Annotated in this window: 21 protein-coding genes; 15 read left to right on the forward strand and 6 right to left on the reverse strand. The window is 72.1% G+C overall.

The genetic code is table 11. The features are described from left to right. Position 1 precedes the first annotated feature (1 nt). Positions 2 to 778 carry a succinate dehydrogenase/fumarate reductase iron-sulfur subunit gene (locus K6T13_RS04300; RefSeq protein ID WP_222897299.1) on the forward strand — a complete coding sequence of 259 codons (777 nt, stop codon included), beginning with the start codon at positions 2 to 4 and terminating at the stop codon, positions 776 to 778. Positions 779 to 817: 39 nt separating this feature from the next. Further along, positions 818 to 1357, forward strand: a complete 540-nt coding sequence (locus tag K6T13_RS04305; RefSeq protein WP_222897300.1) for a thioredoxin family protein — start codon at positions 818 to 820, stop codon at positions 1355 to 1357. An 11-nt stretch (positions 1358 to 1368) separates the two neighbouring features. Here K6T13_RS04305 and K6T13_RS04310 read toward each other — a convergent pair whose 3' ends face one another. After that, positions 1369 to 2697: an HNH endonuclease gene (locus K6T13_RS04310; protein ID WP_222897301.1), complete on the reverse strand. Its 1329-nt coding sequence runs from the start codon at positions 2695 to 2697 to the stop codon at positions 1369 to 1371. 268 nt (positions 2698 to 2965) lie between these two features. Here K6T13_RS04310 and K6T13_RS04315 point away from each other — a divergent pair, with 268 nt between their 5' ends. Further along, positions 2966 to 4075, forward strand: a complete 1110-nt coding sequence (locus tag K6T13_RS04315) for a glycerophosphodiester phosphodiesterase (protein WP_222897302.1) — start codon at positions 2966 to 2968, stop codon at positions 4073 to 4075. Positions 4076 to 4082: 7 nt separating this feature from the next. On the opposite strand, the gene K6T13_RS04320 is transcribed toward K6T13_RS04315, so the two are convergent. Beyond that, the gene (locus K6T13_RS04320) at positions 4083 to 4712 is read right to left on the reverse strand and encodes a LysE family translocator (protein ID WP_222897303.1); all 630 of its coding nucleotides are present in this window, start codon (positions 4710 to 4712) and stop codon (positions 4083 to 4085) included. A 116-nt stretch (positions 4713 to 4828) separates the two neighbouring features. Here K6T13_RS04320 and K6T13_RS04325 point away from each other — a divergent pair, with 116 nt between their 5' ends. The 11 genes from K6T13_RS04325 (at position 4829) to K6T13_RS04375 (ending at position 19229) form a co-directional block, all read left to right on the forward strand. After that, a complete protein-coding gene (locus tag K6T13_RS04325) occupies positions 4829 to 6523 on the forward strand; it encodes a methylmalonyl-CoA mutase family protein (RefSeq protein ID WP_222897304.1) in 1695 nt (564 codons plus the stop codon). Next, positions 6520 to 8691, forward strand: coding sequence for a methylmalonyl-CoA mutase (scpA, locus tag K6T13_RS04330; RefSeq protein ID WP_222897305.1), 2172 nt, complete (start codon positions 6520 to 6522; stop codon positions 8689 to 8691). Before K6T13_RS04325 ends, scpA begins: the two co-directional genes overlap by 4 nt. Further along, positions 8688 to 9674 (forward strand): methylmalonyl Co-A mutase-associated GTPase MeaB, encoded by a 987-nt coding sequence (meaB, locus tag K6T13_RS04335; protein ID WP_249423928.1) that lies wholly within the window; start codon positions 8688 to 8690, stop codon positions 9672 to 9674. Before scpA ends, meaB begins: the two co-directional genes overlap by 4 nt. 158 nt (positions 9675 to 9832) lie before the next feature. Beyond that, complete coding sequence (locus tag K6T13_RS04340; protein ID WP_222897306.1) at positions 9833 to 10927, forward strand: ScyD/ScyE family protein; 1095 nt, start codon at positions 9833 to 9835, stop codon at positions 10925 to 10927. Between the two features lie 50 nt (positions 10928 to 10977). Then, on the forward strand, positions 10978 to 12183 hold the full coding sequence (locus K6T13_RS04345; RefSeq protein WP_222897307.1) for an amidohydrolase: 1206 nt from the start codon (positions 10978 to 10980) through the stop codon (positions 12181 to 12183). A gap of 96 nt (positions 12184 to 12279) precedes the next feature. Beyond that, positions 12280 to 13341, forward strand: a complete 1062-nt coding sequence (locus tag K6T13_RS04350) for a BMP family lipoprotein (RefSeq protein ID WP_249423929.1) — start codon at positions 12280 to 12282, stop codon at positions 13339 to 13341. A gap of 114 nt (positions 13342 to 13455) precedes the next feature. Next, positions 13456 to 14973, forward strand: coding sequence for an ABC transporter ATP-binding protein (locus tag K6T13_RS04355; RefSeq protein ID WP_222897308.1), 1518 nt, complete (start codon positions 13456 to 13458; stop codon positions 14971 to 14973). Then, positions 14970 to 16232: an ABC transporter permease gene (locus tag K6T13_RS04360; RefSeq protein WP_222897309.1), complete on the forward strand. Its 1263-nt coding sequence runs from the start codon at positions 14970 to 14972 to the stop codon at positions 16230 to 16232. Before K6T13_RS04355 ends, K6T13_RS04360 begins: the two co-directional genes overlap by 4 nt. Positions 16233 to 16237: 5 nt before the next feature. Continuing rightward, a complete protein-coding gene (locus K6T13_RS04365; RefSeq protein WP_222898142.1) occupies positions 16238 to 17548 on the forward strand; it encodes an ABC transporter permease in 1311 nt (436 codons plus the stop codon). Beyond that, the gene (locus K6T13_RS04370; protein WP_222897310.1) at positions 17548 to 17943 is read left to right on the forward strand and encodes a cytidine deaminase; all 396 of its coding nucleotides are present in this window, start codon (positions 17548 to 17550) and stop codon (positions 17941 to 17943) included. The genes K6T13_RS04365 and K6T13_RS04370 overlap by 1 nt, the downstream gene beginning before the upstream one ends. Then, on the forward strand, positions 17940 to 19229 hold the full coding sequence (locus K6T13_RS04375; RefSeq protein ID WP_222897311.1) for a thymidine phosphorylase: 1290 nt from the start codon (positions 17940 to 17942) through the stop codon (positions 19227 to 19229). The genes K6T13_RS04370 and K6T13_RS04375 overlap by 4 nt, the downstream gene beginning before the upstream one ends. Before the next feature lie 7 nt (positions 19230 to 19236). On the opposite strand, the gene K6T13_RS04380 is transcribed toward K6T13_RS04375, so the two are convergent. Beyond that, on the reverse strand, positions 19237 to 19689 hold the full coding sequence (locus K6T13_RS04380; RefSeq protein ID WP_222897312.1) for a MaoC family dehydratase: 453 nt from the start codon (positions 19687 to 19689) through the stop codon (positions 19237 to 19239). A 32-nt stretch (positions 19690 to 19721) separates the two neighbouring features. On the opposite strand from K6T13_RS04380, the gene K6T13_RS04385 reads away from it, so the two are divergent. Then, the gene (locus K6T13_RS04385; protein ID WP_222897313.1) at positions 19722 to 20810 is read left to right on the forward strand and encodes an adenosine deaminase; all 1089 of its coding nucleotides are present in this window, start codon (positions 19722 to 19724) and stop codon (positions 20808 to 20810) included. Here K6T13_RS04385 and K6T13_RS04390 read toward each other — a convergent pair. Genes K6T13_RS04390 through K6T13_RS04400 form a run of 3 tightly spaced genes read right to left on the reverse strand, consistent with a single transcriptional unit; the run spans position 20800 to position 22871 of the window. Further along, a complete protein-coding gene (locus tag K6T13_RS04390) occupies positions 20800 to 21339 on the reverse strand; it encodes a hypothetical protein (protein WP_222897314.1) in 540 nt (179 codons plus the stop codon). The genes K6T13_RS04385 and K6T13_RS04390 overlap by 11 nt on opposite strands. After that, positions 21332 to 21946, reverse strand: a complete 615-nt coding sequence (locus K6T13_RS04395; protein ID WP_249423930.1) for a uridine kinase family protein — start codon at positions 21944 to 21946, stop codon at positions 21332 to 21334. The genes K6T13_RS04390 and K6T13_RS04395 overlap by 8 nt, the downstream gene beginning before the upstream one ends. Before the next feature lie 19 nt (positions 21947 to 21965). Beyond that, entirely contained in the window at positions 21966 to 22871 is a 906-nt protein-coding gene (locus K6T13_RS04400) for an oxygenase MpaB family protein (protein ID WP_222897315.1), read from the reverse strand. Positions 22872 to 23012 lie beyond the last annotated feature (141 nt).

Consider the following 23012-nt stretch of genomic DNA (forward strand, 5'->3'; position numbering starts at 1 on the left):
CATGGGATACGACCTGAAGCTCCGCATCTGGCGGGGCGACGTGGACGGCGGCGAGCTGCGCGACTACTCCGTGGAGGTCTCGGAGGGCGAGGTCGTCCTCGACGCCCTGCACCGGCTGCAGGCCACCCAGACCGGCGACCTCGCGATCAGGTGGAACTGCAAGGCCGGCAAGTGCGGCTCCTGCAGCGCGGAGATCAACGGCCGGCCCCGGCTGATGTGCATGACGCGGCTGTCGGACTTCGCCGAGGACGAGGTCATCACGGTCACCCCGATGCGTACCTTCCCCGTGATCCGCGACCTGGTCACCGACGTCTCCTTCAACTACCGCAAGGCCCGGCAGCTCCCCGGCGCCGAGCTGGGCCCCCGCGACCCGGACGGCAAGCGGCGGATGATGCAGGTCGACGTCGAGCGCGGCCAGGAGTACCGCAAGTGCATCGAGTGCTTCCTGTGCCAGGACGTGTGCCACGTCGTCCGCGACCACGAGGACAACAAGGAGGCCTTCGCCGGCCCACGGTTCTTCCTGCGGTACGCCGAGCTCGACATGCACCCGCTCGACACCCACGACCGTCGGCAGCTGGCGCAGGAGGCCGCCGGGCTCGGGATGTGCAACATCACCAAGTGCTGCACCGAGGTGTGCCCCGAGGGGATCCGGATCACCGACAACGCGATCATCCCAATGAAGGAGCGCGTGGTGGACCGGAAGTACGACCCGCTGGTGTGGCTGGGCAACAAGATCGGCATCCGCAACAAGGACAACGAGGGCCGCACCGAGGTGTGAGGCCCCCGGGGGTCATCGGCCGCTGCGTAGGCTCGACACATGGCTGCCGAATCGACGATGGTCCCGCTCGGGACACCGCTGCCCGCCTTCCGGCTCCCCTCCGCGACGGGGGAGGAGGTCGCCGCCGAGGACTACGACGGCCGGATGCTCCTGGTGGCGTTCCTCAGCCAGCACTGCCCCTACGTCCAGCACGTCGAGCAGGGCCTCGGCGAGCTGCTCGCCCGTCACCCCGAGCTCGCCGTGGTCGGCGTGTGCAGCAACGACACCGGCATCTCACCCGACGACACCCCTGACCGCCTGGCCGAGCAGGCCGAGCGGGCGGGGTGGGGGTTCCCCTACCTGGTCGACGAGTCGCAGGAGGTGGGCCGTGCCTTCGGCGCCGCCTGCACGCCCGACTTCTTCCTCTTCGACGCCGAGGGCCGGTTGGCCTACCGCGGGGCGATGGACGACTCCAGCCCGGGCAACGGTCGACCGGTGACCGGGGAGCTGCTGGAGGGGGCGATCGTCGCCGTCGGGAACGGCGAGACGGTGCCCGAGCCGCACCGCCCCGCCATGGGGTGCTCGATCAAGTGGCGGTGAACCGCTGAGCCTCAGGCGGCCCAGGCCCAGTCGACCCGCGGCCCCCCGGCCCCGGTCCGACCTCGGATGAGTGCCGCGGCGGTGGAGGCGTAGGTGTGTCCGGTCGGGGTCGTGGTCGTGACGCCGTGGCCGGGGCCGGGTCGTGGTCGGGCTGACCACCCGTGGGCCTGCTTGGCGTGGTTGCACGCTTGGCACAGTCCCTGGCCGTTGTCGGCGCTCGTGGGGCCGCCGTCGGCATGAGACACGACGTGGTCGACGTGGCGAACCGGGGCGCCGCACCAAGGGGTGCGACAGCGTCGGTCACGCAGGGCGATGAGCTCGGACAGTGCGCGCGGGAAGGTACGTGAGCGGGACTCCATGGCCACCAGCTGACCGGTGACCGGGTCGGCGAACAGGCGGCGGAGCTCGAGCCCACCGCCCGATGCCAGGGCCTGCCGGATCCAGTCACGGACCGTGCTTGCGGGGACCGCGCCGTGTCCGGGGATGTCGGCCGCCTCGTCGGTCTCGGCGAGGAGTGCGTCGACGCCGATGACCACGTTGACCCGGACCGTGCTGCTCGCATCCACGGTGCCACCCAGGACCCGGTCGACGAGGGTGTCCGCCATGATCTGTCCCCGCCCGCGGCCGTCGCCTGCGGCCACGAGTCGGTCGGCCTCGGCCCGGAGGGCGGCGTAGACCGCGACGCCGGCCTTGACCGGCAGGTGTCCGGTGAGCCAGGTCATCGTGTCGGGGGCGGGTCGGATCGTGACGTGACGGTCGCCCTCAGCCTTGCTGCGACGGGCGACCACCGACGCGGGGTCGAGCTCGGACGCCAGCGCGCGGGCCCGGTCGCCGAGCTCACGTGGTCCCATCTGCTCGGCCGCGACGGGGTCGCCGCACAAGCTCCGGTCGATCTGTTGCCGGTCGTGGAGGCTGAGGCACGCGGTCTCTCGGGCCAGCAGCGTCGCCGACCACTCGGTGATCCGGCCGGTGCGGAGCGCAGCGAGCGTGCACGGCATCTCGCGGGTCAGGACCGTGGCGAGCGCGAGGAGTCGCTGGCCCCGGTGCGGGGAGACCCGTCGGGCCAGCGCGACCTCGTGAGCGACGCCTCGACCCTGCCGGTCGCCGGGGACCCCGCGTGCCGCGGCGGACGCCCTCCGGGACGCGTCGAGGTCGGCGGCCACGACCGCCTGGATGCCCTCCGCGGCGCTCTTGAGGACCTCGAGGGCGCGGAGCAGGTCGACCCGGGCGGCATCGTCGAGACCGTCGACCTCGCCCGCGAGCGACCTCGCGAACGCCAGCACGTCGTCGGCCAGCGGCGTGGCTGCGCCGGGCCGAGCGGAGGCCGTGCGTTCGATCATGTGTTCGATCCTAGGCGGACCCGCCGACATCTCGGACGGGTTGTTCACAGCTGCAGACGCCGCCAGACCACGTCGCCCTGGACGTCCCCTGAGGATGCGGGGTCGACCCGGACCCCCCGGGGAAGACGCGCGAGCGCCCGGCGGAGCAGGTCGACACCCGCACCGAACGCGCCCACAGCGGCCACGCCGACGGAGCGTCGCCGGCCGTTCGGTCCCGCGTCACCTCCCCGACGCTCCCGCGTCGACGGCGCACCGTCAGGTGGTTCCCATGAGATCTCGGAAGCCCTCACTCCTCACCCTGACGCTGACCTCCTCCTTGCTGGCCTCGCTGGTCGCCCTGACCCCGCCGGCCTCCGCCGCCGACCGTCGCGACGACCACCCCGACCGGCGCGGACCCTCCGTCACCGTCATCGGCCACCGCGGCGCCAGCGGCTACCGGCCCGAGCACACGCTGGCGGCCTACCGGCTCGCCATCCGCCAGTGCGCCGACTACATCGAGCCCGACCTGGTCTCCACCAAGGACGGGGTCCTGGTAGCGCGTCACGAGAACGAGATCGGCGGCACCACCGACGTCGAGGACCACCCGGAGTTCGCGGACCGCCGCACGACCAAGACCGTCGACGGGGTCCCGATGACGGGATGGTTCACCGAGGACTTCACCCTGCGCGAGCTGCGGACCCTGCGCGCCGAGGAGCGCATCCCGGACGTGCGGCCGCAGAACACCCGGTACGACGGCCGCTACCGGATCCCCACCCTGGAGCAGGTCGTCCGGCTCGCCCGGTCCACGGAGACCTGTGACGGCGAGGACGTCGGGATCTACCCGGAGACCAAGCACCCGAGCTACTTCGACTCCCTCGGCCTCTCGATGGAGGAGCCGCTCGTGGAGGTGCTGGACGCCTACGGCCTGGACCGCCGGCGCGACCCCGTCGTCGTGCAGAGCTTCGAGGTCGGCAACCTGAAGGACCTCGACGAGATGACCGACGTGCGCCTGGCGCAGCTCGCCGGGTGCGCCGGCAAGCCCTGGGACGACCCGCGCCCCTACGCGGTCATCCTCAGCCCCCAGGGTCTCGCGGAGGTCGCGACGTACGCCGACGGCATCGGTCCCTGCAAGGACCTGGTGATCCCGCGCGAGCCCGACGGCACCCTCGGGGAGCCGACCTCGCTCGTGAGGGATGCGCACCGGGAGGGCCTGCTGGTCCACGCCTACACGTTCCGCGCCGAGAACCGCTACCTCCCCGCCGAGTACCGCTCCTCGGACGACCCCAACGAGCTCGGTGACATGGCGGGTGAGCTGCGGAGGTTCGCGCGGGCCGGGCTCGACGGCGCCTTCAGCGACCACCCGGACATCGCCGCCGCAGCGGTCTCACGACGCCGCTGACGACCGGCTACTCGGTGGCGGCCATGGTCGCCCCGAGGCCGATCATCATCGCCCCGCCGGCGGCGCCCATGGCGTCCAGCCGGCGGGGCTCGCGCGCGAACCACCGACGGGCGCGGCCGGCGGCCGTGGCCCAGATGCTGTCGGAGCACACGCACAGCAGGCCGAAGACCAGCCCCAGCACCGCCAGCTGCGGACCGGCCGGGGCGCCCCGGTCGGTGAACTGCGGCAGGAACGCCACGAAGAACACGATCGTCTTCGGGTTGCTCACCCCCACGGTGAAGCCCGTCAGCAGCGACCGGCGCGCCCGCTCCGGCGCCGGCACTCCGCGCAGGAGCGCCCGGCGCGCGTCGCCGCGGTGGCGGATCGCCTGGACGCCGAGGAAGGCGACGTAGACCGCGCCCACCAGCTTGAGGGCGGTGTACGCCGACGCGCTGGTCGCGACGACGGCGCCGAGGCCGGCGGCGACGAGCAGCACCTGCACGGTGATGCCGAGCGCGTTGCCCACCACCGAGAGCAGTGCGTCGCGCAGCCCCACCGTCAGCGCCCGACCGAGCGTGAAGAGCAGGCTCGGACCCGGGAGCTGGATGAAGAGGATCGAGGCGACGACGAACGCCGCCCACTGGGTGCTGCTGGGCATGGCACGAGTGTGAAGCCTCTCCCTTCCCGTCGGACAGTCATTTCACCGGGGAGCGGACGGCCGGATAGGTCACACCCGGTGGCCCGGCGGCATCGGCCCCTCCTATCGTTCACCGCATGACACGCGAGCAGCAGGTCGAGGGCGGTCTGGAGGAGCCCACGGAGCTCGAGCCGGAGCAGGGCTCGCTCGCGCTGGCCGACCCGGAGGACCGCCACACCCGCGCCGACTGGGAGGCCGCGGCCGCGGGGGTGCTCCGCAAGGCCCGCCGGCTCTCCGACGACGACCCGGACGACGCCGTGTGGTCGGAGCTGGCCCACGAGACGCTCGACGGCATCCGGGTGACCCCGCTGGGCACGCCGGACCTGCTCGACGGACTGGCCACCGAGGGTCGCCCCGGACGACGCGGGGACTGGGACGTGCGCACCCGGCCGGCCGACAACGAGCAGGTCCTGGGTGACCTCGACGCGGGGGCCACCTCGGTCTGGCTCGCACCCGACGCCGACCTGGCTCTGCTGGACGGGGTGATGCTCGACCTCGCCCCCGTCGTCCTCACGGCGACGACCCCCGACCGGGCGCGGGCGTTCCTCGACCTGCTCGGCGACACCACCCCGGCCGCCGGCACGAACCTCGGGGCCGACGCCGCGGGCGACCACGCGGTCGAGGTCGCCGAGCTGGCCCGGGAGGCCGGAGTGCTCGGGGTGGTCGTCGACGCCACCCCCGTGCACGAGCAGGGCGCCTCCGACGTGCAGGAGCTCGGTCACGCGCTCGCGGTCGCGGCGGCGTACCTCCGCGCGGCGACGGCCGCCGGGCTCACGGTCGAGCAGGCCGCAGGTCTCGTCGAGTTCCGGCTGGCCGCGACCGACGAGCAGTTCGCGACGATCGCCAAGCTGCGCGCCGCCCGTCGGCTCTGGGCGCGCATGCAGGAGCTGTCTGGCGCCGAGCCGGTGGCGATGCGCATCCACGCCGTCACCAGCCGCGTCATGCTGAGCAAGTACGACCCCTGGGTCAACATGCTGCGCGGCACCGTCGCGGCCTTCGCCGCCGGCGTGGGCGGTGCCGACGCAGTGACGGTCATCGAGTTCGACAGTCCGCTGGGCACTCCCGACGCCTTCGGGCGGCGCATCGCCCGCAACACCTCCCTGCTGCTGCTCGCCGAGGCCCACGTGGGCGCGGTGAGCGACCCCGCGGGCGGCGCCTACGCCGTGGAGAAGCTGACCGACGACCTGGCCGCGGCCGCGTGGGAGGAGCTGGGCCGGATCGAGGCCGACGGGGTCGAGGCGTTCAAGGAGCGCATCGCCGAGGTGGTCACGCGCCGTGACGCCGAGGTCGCCAGCCGGCAGCGACCCCTCACCGGTCTCACCGAGTTCCCCGACCTCGCCGAGACGTTGCCCGAGCGGGCGGGGGACGGAGACGACGTGCGGCGATACGGTGCCGCATTCGAGGCGCTGCGTGACGAGCCGGCGGCGACGCCGGTCTTCCTCGCCACGCTGGGCACCGTCGCCGCACACACCGCGCGCGCGACGTTCGCCGCCAACCTCCTTGCCGCGGGCGGGATCGCCGTCGAGCAGGCGGGACCCACCGCCGGGGTGGCGGAGGTGGTCGCGGCGTACGACGGGCAGCCGGTGGCGTGCCTGTGCGGCACCGACGCGGCCTACGCCGAGTGGGGCGCCGAGCTGGTCGAGGCGCTGCGCGAGGCGGGTGCCCGTCATGTCGTCGTCGCGGGCAAGGTCGACATCGGCGCCGACGACCGCTGCTTCGCGGGCATGGACGCCCTCGAGTTCCTGCACCGGACGAGGGAGGTGCTCGCATGAGCGTCCCGGACAGCTTCGCGGGTCTGCCGCTCACCCGGGAGGCACCGCCAGCCGGCGCCGCGAGCACGGACCCGGGGGAGTCGTGGACGTCCCCGGAGGGCATCGAGATCCTGCCGGTCTACGGCCCTGAGCACCTCGAGGGTCTCGACGCGCTCGACACCTGGCCCGGTCTCACCCCCTACCTGCGGGGTCCCTACCCCACGATGTACACGACCCAGCCCTGGACGATCCGCCAGTACGCCGGCTTCTCGACGGCCGAGGAGTCCAACGCCTTCTACCGGCGCAACCTGGCGGCCGGCCAGAAGGGCCTGTCGGTGGCGTTCGACCTCGCCACCCACCGGGGCTACGACTCCGACCACCCCCGGGTGCGCGGCGACGTCGGCATGGCGGGGGTGGCGATCGACTCCATCTACGACACCCGCACCCTCTTCGACGGCATCCCGCTGGACCAGATGTCGGTGTCGATGACCATGAACGGCGCCGTTCTCCCGGTGATGGCGCTCTACATCGCGGCCGCGGAGGAGCAGGGGGTCAAGCCGGAGCAGCTCGCGGGGACCATCCAGAACGACATCCTCAAGGAGTTCATGGTCCGCAACACCTACATCTACCCGCCGGCGCCGAGCATGCGGATCATCTCCGACATCTTCGCCTTCACCGCCGAGCGGATGCCGCGCTTCAACTCGATCTCGATCTCCGGCTACCACATGCAGGAGGCCGGGGCGACGGCCGACCTCGAGCTGGCCTACACCCTCGCTGACGGCGTGGAGTACATCCGCGCCGGGCTCGACGCCGGCCTCGACATCGACCGGTTCGCCCCGCGGCTCAGCTTCTTCTGGGCGATCGGCATGAACTTCTTCATGGAGGTCGCCAAGATGCGCGCGGCCCGGGCGCTGTGGGCACGGCTGGTCCGGGAGTTCGGGCCGACCAACCCCAAGTCGCTGAGCCTGCGCACCCACTGCCAGACCTCCGGGTGGTCGCTGACCGCCCAGGACGTCTTTAACAACGTGGGCCGGACGTGCATCGAGGCGATGGCCGCCACGCAGGGGCACACGCAGTCGCTGCACACCAATGCCCTCGACGAGGCGATCGCGCTGCCCACCGACTTCTCGGCACGGATCGCGCGCAACACCCAGCTGCTGCTGCAGCAGGAGAGCGGCACCACCGCGACCATCGACCCGTGGGCGGGCTCCTACTACGTGGAGCGGCTGACCCACGACCTCGCCGAGCGGGCGTGGGGCCACATCCAGGAGGCCGAGCAGGCCGGCGGCATGGCGCAGGCCATCGAGCAGGGGATCCCGAAGATGCGGATCGAGGAGGCCGCGGCACGCACGCAGGCGCGGATCGACGCCGGGACCCAGCAGGTGATCGGGGTCAACGCGTTCCGGCCGGCCGAGGAGGACCGGCTCGAGGTGCTGCGCGTCGACAACGACGACGTCCACCGCCAGCAGCTCGCCAAGCTCGAGCGGCTCCGCGCGGAGCGCGACGAGGACGACGTACGCCGCACGCTGGAGGCGCTCACCCGCAGCGCCGAGTCCGGCGGCGGAGGCGGCCTGGACGGCAACCTGCTCGCGCTGGCCGTCGACGCCGCCCGGGCCAAGGCGACCGTGGGGGAGATCTCCGAGGCCCTCGAGAAGGTCTACGGCCGGCACCAGGCGGTGATCCGTACCATCTCGGGCGTGTACCGCGAGGAGTCGGAGGGCGAGGGCCGCAGCCTGGTGCAGCGCGTCGTCGAGGCCGCCGACGAGTTCGAGGAGCACGAGGGACGTCGACCCCGGATCCTGGTCGCCAAGATGGGCCAGGACGGTCACGACCGCGGCCAGAAGGTCGTCGTCAGCGCCTTCGCCGACATGGGCTTCGACGTCGACGTCGGCCCGCTCTTCTCCACACCGGAGGAGGTGGCCCAGCAGGCCGTCGACGCCGACGTCCACATCGTGGGGGTGTCCTCGCTGGCCGCGGGCCACCTCGCCCTGTTGCCCCAGCTGCGGCGGGCGCTCTCCGACCTCGATCGGGAGGACGTCATGGTGGTGATCGGGGGGGTCATCCCGCCCGACGACGTCCCCACCCTCCTCGAGATGGGCGCGGCGGCGGTCTTCCTCCCCGGCACCGTCATCGCGGAGTCGGCGCTCGACCTGCTCACCAGGCTGGCCGAGCAGCTGGGACACCGGTGACGGCACGAGCGCTGGACGAGGAGGAGCTGGCGCGGCTCGCCGACGGGGTCCGCGACGGTCGCCGCGCGGACGTCTCGCGGGCGATCACGCTGGTGGAGTCCACCAAGCCGGCCCACCGCGCCGCGGCTCGCGACCTGCTCTCCCGGCTGACCGCCGGCGACGCCGTCCGGGTGGGGATCTCGGGCGTGCCGGGCGTCGGGAAGTCCACGTTCATCGAACAGCTCGGGACCCGCCTCACGGCGGCGGGCCACCGGGTGGGGGTGCTCACCGTCGACCCCTCCAGCGTGCGGACCGGCGGCTCGGTGCTGGGCGACAAGACCCGGATGGCGCGCCTGGCCACCGACCCGCAGGCCTACATCCGGCCCTCGCCCGCGGCGGGCACGCTGGGCGGCGTCGCCCGGGCCACCACGCAGGCGATGGCCGTGCTCGAGGCCGCGGGCCACGACGTGGTGCTGGTCGAGACCGTGGGTGTCGGCCAGTCGGAGATCACGGTCGCCGGCATGGTGGACACGTTCCTGTTCCTCACCCTCGCCCGCACGGGCGACCAGCTGCAGGGGATCAAGAAGGGCATCCTCGAGATCGCCGACGTGATCGCGGTCAACAAGGCCGACCAGGAGCACGAGGGTGAGGCGCGGGTGGCGGCCCGGGAGCTCGCCGGTGCCCTCCGTCTGGTGCACGGCAAGGGCGAGTGGGCGCCGTCGGTGGTCACCTGCTCCGGCCTCACCGGGGAGGGCGTCGACGAGGTGTGGCAGCGGGTGCTCGACCACCGCGGGCACCTCGGCGAGGAGGGGCTGGCGGCCAAGAGGGCCGGCCAGCAGCTCGACTTCACCTGGTCGCTGGTCCGCGACGAGCTCGCCGACCGCCTGCGCCGCTCACCCGGTGTGGCCGCGATCCGTGACGACGTACGCCGGCGGGTGCTGGAGGGCGAGATCAACGCCCCCGTGGCGGCCGACCTGATCCTCGAGGCCTACGACAGGGACTAGGCGATCCGGGGGTCCCCACCACCCGGACGGGTCATGGCGCACTACCCGGACGGGCGCCCGCGACGGCGAGGAAATAGGACAACTGCACCATGTCCCCGGGACGCCGCAACCGACAGAGTTCGTCCGATTGCATTCTGTCGACACCTGGAGGAACCCTGATGCGCCGTCTTGCCATCACTGTCACGAGCCTCGCGCTCGCGGCCGCGTCCGTCGCGGCCACTCCGGCTGTCGCGGGGGAGATTGCACCGCCACCGACGGCCGGCAAGCCCACCGTGCTCGCCGGCGGCCAGTTCACCCCGCTCAGCCTCGCCGTGACCCCGAGTGGAGGGGTCTGGTTCTCCAACAACTTCGCCGGCCAGCTGATGCGGTCGCGCCCCAACAAGGGTCCGGTCGTGAAGTACCAGCACCCGCGCGGCGACGAGGTCGGCGCCGTCTCGTTCAAGCAGGGCGTGGTCATGTTCGCCACCTCCAACGACAGGACGGGCAAGGCGATGCTGAAGAAGCTCGGCCGCTCCGGTCGGGTGTCCAACGTGGCCAACCTGTCGCGCTACGAGAAGCGGCAGAACCCCGACCAGGTCAACACCTACGGGATCGAGAACCTCCCCGACGGCTGTCAGTGGCCGAAGCGCTACGGCCCGCCCAGCTACACCGGTGAGGTCTACGCACACCCCTACGCCTCGCTGCAGTCGCAGGGCACCACCTACGTCGCGGACGCCGGCGGCAACGTCATCAACGCCGTGCGCCGCGGCGTGATCAGCACCGTTGCGGTGCTGCCGCCGATGCCGGCCACGATCACCGCCGAGGCGGCGGAGGCCAACGGCCTGCCCGACTGCGTGGTCGGACTCGACTACCACTTCGAGCCGGTGCCGACGGACGTGGAGATGCACGACGGGTGGCTCTACGTCACCACGCTGCCCGGCGGCCCGGAGGACCCGAGCCTGGGTCGCCGCGGTGCGATTCACCGGATCAACCCGCGGACCGGCTACCTCGAGACGCTGGTCACCGACCTGCTCAGCCCGACCGGGCTGGCCGTCGCGCCCAACGGGGACATGTACGTCGCCGAGCTCTTCCGCAACCGGTTCTCGCGGGTGGCCGCGGGTGAGGCGGTCGCCCGCAAGTGGGCGCCGTCGATGCTCCCCGGCGACGTCGAGTTCCGCAACGGACGGGTCTGGGGCAGCCGCCGGGTCCTGACCGGGTTCTCCCCGGGCGAGAAGCCCACGGGGCAGATCGTCCGGTTCCCGCGGGCCGGCTGAGACCGCTGGATTCGGGGGTGGGCCTCGCCGTCAACTAACCTCGGACTGCGATGCCCACCCCCACCGACGCCTCGGCCACGATCGACGCGGTCGTCGACAAGTACGCCGATGACCTCGTCGAGCTGCGACGCGACCTCCACACCCACCCCGAGCTGTCGTGGGCGGAGCACCGCACCACCGAGGTGATCGCGCGGCGGCTGACCGAGGCCGGGATCGCGGTCACGCGGCCGACCGACACCGGCCTGGTCGCCGAGGTCGGGGCGGGTGACCGGCTGGTCGCCCTCCGGGCCGACCTCGACGCCCTGCCCGTCGACGACACCAGCGACGTGCCGTGGGCGAGCACCACCCCGGGCGTCGCGCACGCGTGCGGCCACGACGTCCACACCGCCGGCCTGCTCGGCTCGGCGCTGGCCCTCCACGAGCTGCACCACCGCGGGCAGCTCCGCGGGCGGGTGCGGCTGGTCTTCCAGCCCGCCGAGGAGGTCATGCCCGGCGGCGCGCTGCAGATGATGGGCACCGGCGTCCTCGACGGCGTCGAGCGGATCTTCATGCTCCACTGCGACCCCTCCCTCGACGTCGGCGAGCTCGGGCTGCGCGACGGAGCCCTCACCGGTGCGGCCGACGCGATGTCGGTGCGCCTGAGCGGTCGCGGCGGGCACACCTCCCGGCCCCACCTGACCGAGGACCTCACCTTCGCCCTCGGCAAGCTCGTCACCGAGCTGCCGGCGATCGTGTCGCGCCGGATGGACCCGCGGGCGGGGGTCTCGATCGTCTGGGGCATGCTCCGGGCGGGCTCGGCCCACAACGTGGTCCCCGGCGGTGGCTACGCCGCCGGCACCGTCCGGATGCTCGACGCGGTCGCCTGGGCCGACGCGGAGGCGCTGATCCGGGTGCTCATCGACGAGATCGTGGCGCCGTACGGCGTCACCGCCGAGGTCGACTACCGACGCGGGGTCCCGCCGGTGGTCAACGACCACGACTCGACCGAGGTGCTCACGGCCGCCGTACGTCGCGTGGTCGGTGCCGCCGGCCACGTCTCGACCACGCAGAGCCTCGGCGGGGAGGACTTCGGCTGGTACCTCGAGCGGGTCCCGGGCGCCATGGCCCGGCTCGGCACCCGCACGCCCGGCGGGCCCCGCTACGACCTCCACCAGGGCAACCTGGTGGTCGACGAGCGGGCGACGCCGCTGGCCGCGAAGGTGCTCGCCGAGGCCGCTCACGGTGCGTTGTCCCACGAGACGACCACGGAGAGGTAACAACCTCATATCGTCGGCCCGTGATCCCGTGGTCGGCGGTTCTCCGGGACTAAGGTGTGCGCGGACGTGAGCCCGACCACGGGCCACCGAGCGAACGTGCAGGAGAGCACCGTGAAGAAAATTGTTGGGACGGCCGCGGTGGCCGCGCTGACCCTGACCCTGGCTGCGTGCGGCGAGCGGTCGGAGGAGAGCCCCGGCGCTGCCGAGGAGATCGACTTCAAGGCCTGCATGGTCTCCGACTCGGGTGGCTTCGACGACAAGTCGTTCAACCAGACCTCGCGTGCCGGCCTCTCCAAGGCCGAGGACGAGCTGGGGGTCCAGACCGCGACCATCGAGTCCGCGAGCGACGCCGAGTACGAGGACAACATCCAGAGCCTCGTCGACGAGGGCTGCGACCAGATCACCACGGTCGGCTTCCTGCTCGGTGACGCCACCCGCGCCGCTGCGGAGGCCAACCCGGACACCGACTTCGCGATCGTGGACTTCGCGTTCACCGACCCGGAGACCTTCGAGCCGAACGCGCCCGACAACGCCAAGGGCCTGACCTTCGACACCGGCCAGCCGTCGTTCCTCGCCGGCTACGTTGCCGCCGCGACCTCCGAGTCCGGCAAGGTCGGCACCTTCGGCGGCCTCAACATCCCGACCGTGACCATCTTCATGACCGGGTTCCTGCAGGGCGTCGAGTACTACAACGAGGAGACCGGCGAGGACGTCCAGGTCATCGGCTGGAACGGCAAGAGCGGTTCCTTCACCGAGGACTTCGAGGACCAGGCAAAGGGCCAGCAGGTCGCCGAGCAGATGATCCAGCAGGGCGCTGACGTGATCTTCCCGGTCGCCGGCCCCGCGGGCCTCGGTGGCCTCAAGGCCGCCCAGGACAACGACGCCTTCGGCATCTGGGTCGACACCGACGGCTGCGTGTCGGCCTCGGAGTACTGCGACGTGCTGCTGACCTCGGTCCTGAAGGCCATGGACGTCGCGGTGGCCTCGGCCATCGAGGACTCCGTCAACGACGAGTTCACCAACGAGGTCTACCAGGGCACGCTGGAGAACGACGGCGTCGGCCTGGCCGACCTCGGTGACCAGGTCCCGGCCGAGGTGGCCGACAAGGTCGAGGAGCTGCGCCAGATGATCATCGACGGTGAGATCACCGTCGGCTGACCACAGGACGACGAGGCCGCGGGCCGGAGTGGGGGAGCCTCCCCGCTCCGGCCCGCGCCATGTCTGGCATATTGAGTCGTCGGCCCTTCGGCCGTGACGAGGAGGAAGCAGGGTTTGAAGCTCGAGATCAAGGGCCTCACGAAGCGGTTCGGATCCTTCACCGCGAACGACCGCATCGACCTCACCATCGAGCCCGGTGAGATCCACTGCCTGCTCGGGGAGAACGGCGCCGGCAAGTCGACGCTGATGAACATGCTCTACGGCCTGCTCGACCCGACCGAGGGCGAGATCCACATCGACGGCAAGCCGGTGACGTTCCGCTCACCGGGCGACGCGATGGCCGCCGGGATCGGGATGGTCCACCAGCACTTCATGCTGATCCCGGTCTTCTCGGTCGCCGAGAACGTCATGCTCGGCCGCGAGCAGACCCGCGGCCTCGGCGTCCTCGACCGCGCCGGCGCCTCGGCGCTGGTGCGCGAGCTGTCCGACCGGTTCAAGCTGGCCGTCGACCCCGAGGCGATGGTGGAGGACATCCCGGTCGGCGTGCAGCAGCGGGTCGAGATCATCAAGGCCCTCGCCAACGACGCCCAGATCCTCATCCTCGACGAGCCCACCGCGGTCCTGACGCCGCAGGAGATCGACGAGCTGATGGACATCATGCGGGAGCTCAAGGCGCGGGGCACCTCGATCATCTTCATCACCCACAAGCTCCGCGAGGTCAAGGCGATCGGGGACCGCATCAGCGTGATCCGGCGCGGGAAGGTCGTCGGCACCGCACCTCCGAGCGCGAGCGAGGGGGAGCTCGCGGAGATGATGGTGGGCCGGTCGGTCAAGCTGACCGTCGACAAGCCCACGCCCGACGTGGGTGACACCGTCCTCGAGGCCCGCAACGTCACCGTCGTCGACGCCCGCGGCGTCTCGGTGGTCAAGGACGTCAGCTTCGAGGCGCGGGCCGGCGAGGTCCTCGGCATCGCCGGCGTGCAGGGCAACGGCCAGACCGAGCTGATCAAGGCGCTGATGGGGCTGATCAAGCCCTCGGCGGGCGAGATCTGGCTCGACGGTCAGAACATCAGCAAGCACGGCCCGCGGCAGAGCCTCGAGGACGGCATCGGCTACATCCCCGAGGACCGCTCGCACGACGGCTACGTCGGGGCGTTCACCGTCCGCGAGAACCTGGTGCTCGACCTGTTCCGGCACGACGACTACTCCAGCGGTCTGGCCCTCAACCGCAAGGCGATCGCCGACAACGCCGAGCGCCGGATCGAGGAGTTCGACATCCGGACGGAGAGCATGGACTCGCCGGTCAACGCGCTGTCCGGTGGCAACCAGCAGAAGGTCGTGGTCGCGCGCGAGTTCTCCCGACCGCTCAAGGTGCTGATCGCCTCGCAGCCGACCCGCGGCGTCGACGTGGGCTCCATCGAGTTCATCCACCAACGGATCATCGAGGAGCGCGACCGCGGCACCGCCGTCATCATCGTGTCGACGGAGCTCGAGGAGATCTATGCGCTCTCCGACCGCATCGCCGTGATGTACGACGGCCGGATCGTCGGCACGGTGACCCCTGACATCGCCCGCGAGGACATCGGCCTGATGATGGCCGGCGCCCACGAGCCCGAGGAGGCGTCGGCATGACCGACGAGTCGACGTCCGCGAAGAGGTCGGACAGCGACGAGCACGCCACCGACGTCCACGAGGCCGCACCCGGGTCGGTGGACAAGGGGGTGGTCGACCGTCCCGAGCCCGACCAGAAGCCGGAGCCACCGGCCGCCACGTGGCTGCCTGACGCGATCACCACCTTCGCCTCCATCGTGCTGGCGCTGCTCGTGGGAGCGGTCCTCATCGCGCTCAGCGACGAGGCCGCGGTCGAGTCCCTCGGCTACGTCTTCAGCTACCCGCAGGACTTCTTCTACTTCGCCGGGCAGGCGATCTGGGACTCCTACTCCTCGCTGGTCAGCGGCTCGGTCGGGAGCATCGACGCCATCGGCATCACGCTGGTGCGCGCAGCGCCGCTGATCTGCGCCGGCCTCGGTGTCACGCTCGCCTTCCGCGCCGGCCTGTTCAACATCGGCGCGCAGGGCCAGCTCGTCGTCGGCGCGCTGTTCGCCGGCTACGTCGGCTTCACCTGGGACCTGCCGCCGGGCCTGCACCTGGTGGCCGCCATCCTCGCCGGCATGATCGGCGGCGCGCTGTGGGGCGCGACGGCGGGCTTCCTGAAGGCGAGGACCGGCGCCCACGAGGTGATCACCACGATCATGCTCAACTACCTCGCGACCCGGTTCCTGCTGATCTACCTCCTCAGCAAGGACGCGTTCCAGCGTCCCGGCAGCGACAACGCGCAGTCCCCGCGTCCCGCCGACTCGGCCCGGTTCCCCGAGATCGGCAACGTCCACCTCGGTGTCCTGGTCGCGATCGCCGCGGCGATCGTCGTGTGGTGGCTGATCGAGCGCAGCACCTTCGGCTTCGAGCTGCGCGCCGTGGGCGCCAACGCGGACGCCGCCCGCACCGCCGGCATGAGCCCGGCCCGGGTCTACACCATGGCGATGCTCCTCGCGGGCCTGCTGGCCGGCCTGGCCGCCACGATGAACGTGCTCGGCAAGGGCGACTCGCTGAGCCCGGGTGTCGCCGGCAGCATCGGCTTCGACGCGATCACCGTCGCGCTGCTGGGCCGGGCGACGCCGCTCGGCACGGTCCTCGCGGGCCTGCTCTTCGGGGCGCTGAGCGTCGGCGGCACAGCGATGCAGGCCTCGGCAGGCACGCCCAAGGAGCTCGGTGACGTGCTGCAGGCGCTGATCGTGCTCTTCGTCGCGGCACCGGCGCTGGTCCGCGGCATCATCCGGCTGCGCGCCCAGGGCGGCGGCGCGACCGTCATGGCGAAGGGGTGGGGTTCGTGAGCACCATGATCGACACGGGGACCGGCACGGGGCCGGAGGTCCGCTCGCCCGCCGACGTGCAGCGGCAGTGGAAGCTGGTGGGCCTGTTCGCCGTCGTGGCGCTGGCGCTGGTGTGGTTCTGGATCGACATCGACGACCCCACCGTCGGCTACCTGCTCGACAACGCCCGCGGCGAGGACCCGCGAGAGATCAACGCCCACGTCGTGGTCGTCGGCTCCCTCGTCGTCACCGTGATCGCGCTGGCCCTGGCTGCCGTCAACCGGATCCCCAGCGGGTGGCCCACCGTGGTGGCCTCGCTGGCCGTCGGACTGGCCTTCCTGCTGGGCTTCCTGGTCTGGAACTACGCCGACCAGTCCGGCACCGGCTTCGCGATGGTCAACCCGCTGCCCGGCACGGTGAAGTTCGCCGTACCCCTGGTGTTCGGGGCGCTGGCCGGCTGCTTGTGTGAGCGCGCAGGCGTCATCAACATCGCCATCGAGGGCCAGTTCCTCATGGGCGCCTTCTGGGCGGCCGTGGTCGCCAGCCTCCTGAGCAGCGCCGAGCTCGGCCTGTTCGGCGGCATGCTCGCCGGGGTCGGCATGGGCGCGCTGCTCGCCGTCTTCGCGATGCGCTACCTGGTCAACCAGGTGGTGCTCGGCGTCGTGCTCATCGCCCTGGCCACGGGCCTGACGGCGTTCCTGCTCAGCCAGATCCCGGGCGACCCCGAGATCCGGGCACGCCTCAACAACCCGATGACGCTGGGCCCGGTGCCCGACGCCGACATCCCGCTGCTCTCCCCGCTGGCGGGTGCGCTCTCGGGCATCCCGGTGATCGGGCCGACGCTGTTCGACCAGACGCTGCTGGCCTACCTGATGTACGTCTCGGTGATCTTCGTCGCGTTCCTGATCTTCCAGACCCGGTGGGGGCTGCGGGTCAGGTCGGTCGGCGAGCACCCCAAGGCCGCCGACACGGTCGGCCTCAAGGTCAACCGGCTCCGGTGGCAGGCGGTGCTCCTCGGTGGTGTCTTCGCCGGCCTGGGCGGCGCCTACTTCACCGTCGGCTCCAACGGCGCGTTCACCAACGACATGTCGGCCGGCAACGGCTTCATCGCCCTCGCCGCGGTGATCATGGGTCGCTGGCACCCCGTCTACGCCAGCCTCGCCGCGCTGTTCTTCGGGCTGATGACCACGCTCTCGAGCCAGCTGGAGTTCCTCGGCAAGGTCCCGTCCTCGTTCCTCACCGCCCTGCCCTACCTCGCCACGATCATCGCGGTCGCGGGCCTGGTCGGTCGGGTCCGTCCGCCCGCCGCGGACGGCGAGCCCTACGTGAAGAGCTGATGGCGGTCGACTGGGACGCGCTGCGCGCCAGCGCCGTGGCGGTCTCGGCACGCGCCTACGCGCCCTACAGCAACTACCACGTGGGCGCGGCGGCCCTGGCCGACGACGGGCGCGAGCTCGTGGGCTGCAACGTCGAGAACGCGGCCTACGGCGTCGTGCTCTGCGCCGAGTGTGGCGTCGTGTCCTCGCTCCACGCGACCGGCGGTGGCCGGCTGACCCACTTCGTGTGCGTCGACGGTCGCGGCGAGGTGATCATGCCGTGCGGCCGCTGCCGGCAGCTGCTCTTCGAGAACGGCGGCAACGACCTCGAGCTGCTCACGCCCTCCGGCGTGAAGCGGATGAGCGACGTCCTCCCCGACGCGTTCGGGCCCGACGACCTGACAGGAGACCGATGAGCGGGGCACACGACGCCGTCGAGATCATCATGGCCAAGCGCGACCGGGGCGAGCTCGACGACGCGCAGATCGACTGGGTGGTCGACGCCTACACACGCGGTGACGTCGCCGACGAGCAGATGTCGGCGTTGGCGATGGCGATCCTCCTCAACGGCATGAGTCGGCGGGAGATCTCGCGTTGGACCGACGCCATGATCGCCTCCGGCGAGCGCATGGACTTCTCCGCGCTGTCGCGGCCCACCGCAGACAAGCACTCGACCGGCGGCGTGGGCGACAAGATCACCCTGCCGCTGGCGCCGCTGGTGGCCGCCTGCGGCGTCGCCGTGCCCCAGCTGTCCGGCCGCGGTCTCGGCCACACCGGCGGGACCCTCGACAAGCTGGAGGCGATCCCGGGCTGGCGAGCGGGGCTGTCCAACGACGAGATGATGGCCCAGCTCGAGTCGGTGGGCGCCGTCATCTGCGCGGCCGGTGACGGCCTGGCCCCCGCCGACAAGAAGCTCTACGCGCTGCGCGACGTGACCGGCACCGTCGAGGCGGTCCCGCTGATCGCCTCCTCGATCATGTCGAAGAAGATCGCGGAGGGCACCGGCGCGCTGGTGCTCGACGTCAAGGTCGGCACCGGCGCCTTCATGAAGGACGTCGACACGGCCCGCGAGCTCGCTGAGACGATGGTCGGGCTCGGTACCGACGCGGGCGTCCGGACCGTGGCGCTGCTGACCGACATGAGCACACCGCTCGGGCACGCGGCCGGCAACGCGGTCGAGGTCGCCGAGTCGGTGGAGGTGCTCGCCGGTGGCGGTCCCGACGACGTCGTCGAGCTGACGCTCGCGCTGGCCCGCGAGATGCTCGCCGGGGCCGGCCGCGACGACGTCGACCCGGCCGACAAGCTGGCCGACGGGTCGGCGATGGACACCTGGAAGGCGATGATCGCGGCCCAGGGCGGCGACCCCGACGCCGAGCTGCCGACCGCCCGCCACACCCACGAGGTGCCGGCCCCGGCGAGCGGGGTGCTCACCCGGCTGGACGCCATGGCGGTCGGCATGGCGGCCTGGCGCCTGGGTGCGGGCCGCGCCCGCAAGGAGGACCCGGTGCAGGCCGGGGCCGGGGTGGTCTGGCACGCCCGGCCGGGCGACGACGTCACGGAGGGGGAGCCGCTGTTCACCCTCCACACCGACGACGAGGCACGGTTCGAGCGGGCGCTGGCCTCCCTGGCCGGCGGGTTCGACATCGGCGAGGCCTCCGACCTCGACACCACACCGCTGGTCATCGACCGCGTCGCTCCCTGAGGCCTTTTCAGGGGAGGAGCAGCACCACCGTCTCGGCGACGCAGGCCGGCTTGTCCTCGCCCTCGATCTCGACGACGTGGCCGAGCACCAGCTGCTTGCCGGAGGCGAGGTCGGTGACCTCCTTGACCGTGACGGTGTCGCGGACCCGGGAGCCGACCCGGACCGGGGCGGGGAAGCGGACCTTGTTGACGCCGTAGTTGAGCTTGGCCCCGGGCGTCTCCAGGGCCAGGACCTGGTTGCCCAGGAAGGGCACGAGCGACAGCGTCAGGTAGCCGTGGGCGATGGTCCCACCGAACGGGCCGGCCTTGGCCCGGTCGACGTCGACGTGGATCCACTGGTGGTCCCCGGTCGCGTCGGCGAAGAGGTCGACCCGGTCCTGCTCGATCGTCAGCCAGTCGCTGGTGCCGAGCTCCTCGCCCACGGCGCCGGCCAGCTCGTCGAAGGTGGTGAAGGTCCGCATGGCGCTCACCCTACGGGTGGAAGGATGTCGCCATGACGACCTCCCTGCCGACCCGCGACCAGGTGCACCGCGCCCCGAAGGTGCTGCTCCACGACCACCTCGACGGCGGGTTGCGGCCCCGCACGGTCCTCGAGCTGGCCGAGGCCTGTGGCCACGATCTGCCCGAGGGGACCGGAGACGCGGCGTCGCTGGGCCAGTGGTTCGCCGACTCGGCCGACTCCGGGTCGCTGGTGCGCTACCTCGAGACCTTCGACCACACGGTCGCCGTCATGCAGACCGAGGAAGCGCTCACCCGGGTGGCCCGCGAGTGCGTCGAGGACCTCGTCGACGACGGGGTGGTCTACGCCGAGGTCCGCTATGCCCCCGAGCAGCACGTGGAGACCGGACTGTCCCTCGACGAGGTGGTCGCCGCGGTGCAGGCCGGGTTCGACGAGGGGGTGACGGCGGCCGGGGGCCGGATCGTCGTCCGACAGCTCCTCACGGCGATGCGCCACCAGGCACGCAGCCGTGAGGTGGCCGAGCTCGCCGTGGCCTGGCGCGACCGCGGGGTGGCCGGCTTCGACATCGCCGGGGCCGAGGCGGGGTTCCCGCCGACCCGCCACCTCGACGCCTTCGAGTACCTGCAGCGGGAGAACTCCCACTTCACGATCCACGCCGGGGAGGCCTTCGGGCTCCCCTCGATCTGGGAGGCGATCCAGTGGTGTGGGGCCGACCGGCTCGGCCACGGCGTCCGGATCGTCGACGACATCACGGTGAGCGAGGACGGCGAGGCAAAGCTCGGGCGGCTGGCGGCGTACGTCCGGGACATGCGGATCCCGCTGGAGATGTGCCCGGCCTCCAACGTGCAGACCGGGGCGGCGACCTCCATCGCCGAACACCCGATCGGCCTCCTCACCCGGCTGCGGTTCCGGGTCACCGTCAACACGGACAACCGGCTGATGAGCGGCACCTCGATGACCGACGAGATGTGGTCGCTGGTCGAGGCGTTCGGCTACGGCCTCGAGGACCTGCGGTGGTTCACCATCAACGCGATGAAGTCGGCGTTCCTGCCCTTCGACGAGCGGCTCGGCATCATCGACGACGTGGTGAAGCCCGGCTACGCCGCGCTGATCAGCGAGTGACGTCGGGCACGATCACGAACCACGCGACGTCCCAGCCGCCCAGCGACAGCTCGCCGGCCGTGAAGCGGTCGCGGTCGACCCGCTCGACCCGGCCGCCCGCGGGCTCGTAGACGCGGAGCGCCTCGTCGTCGCCGTCCAGCACGAGCACCACGTGGCGGGGAAGCCAGCCCGACCCCACGTAGAGCCCGGCCGGAGCCGCCGCGCCGGCGAGCCGCGCGAAGGTGGCGGCCCGGTCGGTGCCGCGGACCAGCTGCGTCGCGTAGGGCCGGTCCCAGCTCGCCGCCAGCTGGCGCTCGACGGCCCAGGGCGGTGTGCCGAACATCCGCGGCCACGGCAGCTGCATCCGCCCGGCGACGTCGCTGGGCGAGGTGACCCGTCGGTGCATCGCCAGCACCTCGGCGCTGAAGCGGGTCTGGGAGTCCACCTGCTCCTCGTAGCCGGGGTTGCGCAGCCCGTGTGCCGCCACCAGGCAGGCGGCTCCGCAGGAGCGCTGGTCGGGCTGTCGCAGGCCGTCGGGGAAGTCAGCCATGCGCCGGCTCCAGCTCGTGGACGGCCGCGAGGGCATCGTCCGGGTGGACGGGCAGGCACCCGAGCTCGACGGCACGTCCGACGACGTCGCGCTGGGCCCGCATCAGGGCCCATCCCCGGCGCAGCAGCACCAGCGGTGGCTTCCGGCGCTCGCGGAGGTCGCGGGTGAGCCGCCGCCAGAAGGTCACGGCCGGGTTCTGGGTGACGCACAGGGCGAGCGCGAGCAGGCCCTCGTCGTGGCAGGACGGCACGACCTCCTGGGCGAAGATGCCCTCGGCGACGAAGAGCGGCGACCCGTCGAGGTCGAGGTCCTGCTCGCCGCAGCGGCCGTCGTGCGCGATGTCGTAGACGGGGACGCGTGCGCGGCCCTCCGTGCAGAGCCGGCGGATGGCCGCCATCGCGTCGTCCGGGAGCCAGGAGTCGGGGTGGTCCCAGTCGGTGAGCCCTGCGTTGGGGCCGCTGCTGATCCGGGGGAGTGCCGGGTCGCCGCCGTTGCGGTAGAAGTCGTCGAGCCGCAGCACGGGGAGCGCGAGCCGCTCGGCGAGCCGGGACTTGCCGGCGCCGGAGGGGCCGGCGAGGACGATCACGCGGGCGGTCGGCGGAGGCACCGGCCCATTCTGCCCCGCGTCACGCCGGGCGTGAACGCCGGTGCTCCCTGGAACAGGTGGGCGCGAACGTGCCCAGGGCGGCCACGTCGTAGCCGTCCGGATAGCACCGGACGTTGCCCAGGTCGCGGGCGTGGACTGGGGTCAGCCTCGGCGGCCGGCGGCGCAGCCAGGCAGCCCGCAGCCGCAGCACCGTGCTGGCCAGCCGGCGCTCGGGGAGCGTGGGGCGGGGGTAGCCGAGGGCGTCGAGCAGCGGCTCGTCCAGCAGGGCGAGGGACAGCCTGGTCACCACGCGTGACGGCAGCCGGTCGAACGGGGGGAAGGTCGCCAGCAGCCGCAGCGTGGCGTCGGCGACCTCGCGGGCCCGCGCGTCGTACCCGAAGTGCCGCGCCTCGTAGGCGTCCATCGAGGCGGCGAACTCCTCCCAGCTGCCGGGGAGGCCCCGGAGCCCCATGAGGTGCCCGAGCTCGCGGTAGTAGTGCGTGGTCGCGACCCGCTCCGCCTCGCACAGCGGCCGCCACCCGTGCTGGTCGAGCCACCGGGCCGGCACCACCACGAAGGTGCTCAGGACGTAGCGCAGGTCGTCCTCGCTGATGGCGTACATCGCGTGCATCTGGTTCATCCGTCGCAGCGCCGCCCGGCCCCGGTCCGAGCCGAGACCGTGCTCACCCATCTCGTCGAGCAGGAGGGCCGTGTCGTCGTAGCGCTTCTGGGTGCGGTGGGTGAACTCGCCGGTCTCGTGGAGCAGCACCCCGATGCTCGGGACGGCGAAGGTCCGGAACAGGGCGAAGGACAAGGCCTGGTTGACGTCCCAGGGGAACTCGTGCCGCGCCGTGATCGCGTTGATCCGCTCGGCGTCGCCCTGCGGGTCGAGCTCACCGATCCGCCGGAGCCAGTGGTCGCGGGGCAGGCGCCGCGTCCGGGCCATGGTGACAGTGTCGCTGTCACGGTGGGCCCCGGCAACCACCCCACATGCCCCATTCGGGCGATGCCGGCATGACCCGACCTGCCTACGGTCGGGACCAGCGACACCCACCAGCCCCCCACGCCGGATCGCGAGGGGAGACAT

This window comes from Nocardioides coralli (genome assembly GCF_019880385.1).
Lineage (GTDB): Bacteria > Actinomycetota > Actinomycetes > Propionibacteriales > Nocardioidaceae > Nocardioides > Nocardioides coralli.